The 2,135-nt window shown below is 66.3% G+C and carries 2 protein-coding genes; one reads left to right on the top strand and one right to left on the bottom strand.

Annotated features, from left to right (window positions below):
* Positions 1-14: 14 nt before the first annotated feature.
* Positions 15-1,460, bottom strand: a complete 1,446-nt coding sequence (locus PUR53_RS27110) for an NF041680 family putative transposase (protein WP_329909934.1) — start codon at positions 1,458-1,460, stop codon at positions 15-17.
* 263 nt (positions 1,461-1,723) lie between these two features.
* Between PUR53_RS27110 and PUR53_RS27105 the strand changes: the two genes are divergently transcribed.
* Entirely contained in the window at positions 1,724-2,125 is a 402-nt protein-coding gene (locus PUR53_RS27105) for a hypothetical protein (protein WP_329909932.1), read from the top strand.
* The last annotated feature ends 10 nt before the right edge of the window (positions 2,126-2,135 follow it).

The following is a 2,135-nucleotide window of genomic DNA, read 5'->3' as shown; positions in this document are numbered from 1 at the left end:
AGCTTGTTCTTTATCTACCAAGACCTGCCGGGCTTGCCGATGGCCTTGAGGGTCTCGGGGCGTTTGACGGTCTTGCCGACGTCGTAGCGGGGTGCCCGGCGTCTGTTCTTGACACCGGGTGGCCGTCCGGGGCCGGCGCCTCGAGGTTTGGGAACACGGGCCGGGCAGGCCAGGTGAGCGCGGATGTTCCTGAACCCCCGGCGGACCCGGGCGGGGGTGAGCCGGCCGGAGGCAGTCGGCTTCTCCCAGGGTCGGCGGAGGTCCTTGGCGAGGGGCCGGGCAAGCCGGAGCTGGGTGTGAGCGACGATCAGGATCCAGGTCCAGCGGTCCGCCGCCTCGGGACTACGGAGTTTCGGGGTGGTCCATCCAAGGGTCTGCTTCGCGAAGCGGAAGGTGTGCTCCAGGTCGAAGCGGCGGAGAAATGCCTGCCAGAAACGGTCCACGTCGTCCGGAGTGACGCCTGTCTTGGAGGACCATAACCATACCGGCGGGGCATCACGGTCCTTCGACAGATGCTCGACCTTCAACCGGATCAACGTGCCCTCAACCAGGGGAAGTTCACCGTCATGGTCGAGCCATGAGGAGCGGTGGGTGAGCCTTGGGTGGACCCGGTCCCATGCCTGCGTCTCGGCCTTGCCGTAGTTGGTGGTTGCGGTGACCGTGGTGATCGCTGGCTCGGGCCAGGTCTCCGGCTTGGCGAAGCGGAATTCCGGGCCGTGCTTAGGCGGCCGGCCGCCCTTCGGGTCGTAGACACGAGGCGGCTTCGGCAGTCGCATGACGCGGTCGGAGCGGACCCGGCCGACCAGCTCGACCGGCAGATCGCGCAGGACCCAGGCCAGGCGGGTGACGTCGTAGCCGGCATCGCTGACGATCACGATGTCCGGGTCCCCGGCCCGCCACTGACCCGCGGCGATGAGCCGTTCAACGACTCCCCGCAGCTGGCCGGCGGTGACCGCGGTGGCGTCGTCCACCGGTCCGAGCCGGACCGCGTCCAGGATCGCGGTCCAAGAGGTGGCGCCCGGCTCCAGGGCGGCGACGAAGGAGTAGGGCCAGCCTGGGATGAACTGCGACGCCGTCTTCGCCCGGCCATAGACATGGCAGAACAGCCGCTCGGCCGAGCACGGCGCGTCCGAACGAAGCCATGGCGAAACATCGACGGCCAGGACCAGACGCCCGCCGTCGAACCGCGGCAGCGACAGCCCGGCCAGCACCGTCCGCACCTGCTCGACATCGATCCGGCCGTGGTTCAAGCCTCCGTACATCGCTCCGTGGCCACGCCGATGCTCGGGCAGCAGCGTCAGGTCCACCGGGGACTTCACGGCACCGTCCGCACACAGCACCGCATCCGTCAGCTCGAACAACTCGTCGCGCCGAGCGGTCAGACACTCGTAGAACTCGCCCCGGAAGCGTGACGCTTCCGCGAACGCATCCCTCCGCACAACATCAGGCAGCAGACTCACCCTCACGGCCTTCGTCTCGGTCACGTGCACCTTGGTCGGAGCACAGGATCAGACGAAGGCCGCCTCAGTGTCTGGCGAATGCCCAGGCGAGCGACCCAGTTCGAGGAACCGTTCGGATCTCATAGTGAGTCCGCAACTGACTCCCCGGAACCAGGCGCGCAAGCGGACAGTGCTCCGCAACCCAACAGCCATCTAGCCCCCATGGATAACTTCAGCTAGTGGGACTAGACTGTCGAACTCCCCGGCCGCTGCAAGGAGTTGACATGACTGACGGCCAGATTGTGGAACCACCTCAGATCCTCGCCCGTCGAACCGGCGACGGTTGGGTGCTACACATGGAGGGCGTGGAGCCGACCTATATACGACGCCTGGACGGTGCGATTGAGCGCGGACGCAACCTTATGGAGGCAGGTGAAGTGCCTGGAGTCGAACAGGGGATCGTACTCAAGATCGACCTCGGCGACGAACTCAATCAACGCGTCAAGGCGTCAACGCAGGCCACCGTCGACGCGCACAAGGCCCAAATGGCGGCCGCAGTAGAGCTACGGCGCACAGCCGCAGCACTCAACGAGCACGGCCTGACCGGCAGGGACATCGCACACGTCTTGGGAGTCTCACCCCAGCGCGTCTCGCAGTTGCTCAACGACCAGCAGGCCCGAGGTTAAAAGACAAGCT

Source organism: Streptomyces sp. SP18BB07 (assembly GCF_036322545.1).
In the GTDB taxonomy this organism is placed as follows: Bacteria; Actinomycetota; Actinomycetes; order Streptomycetales; family Streptomycetaceae; genus Streptomyces; species Streptomyces deccanensis.
The sequence above is the reverse complement of the archived record's forward strand: the minus strand, read 5'-3'. Positions and strand labels throughout refer to the sequence as shown.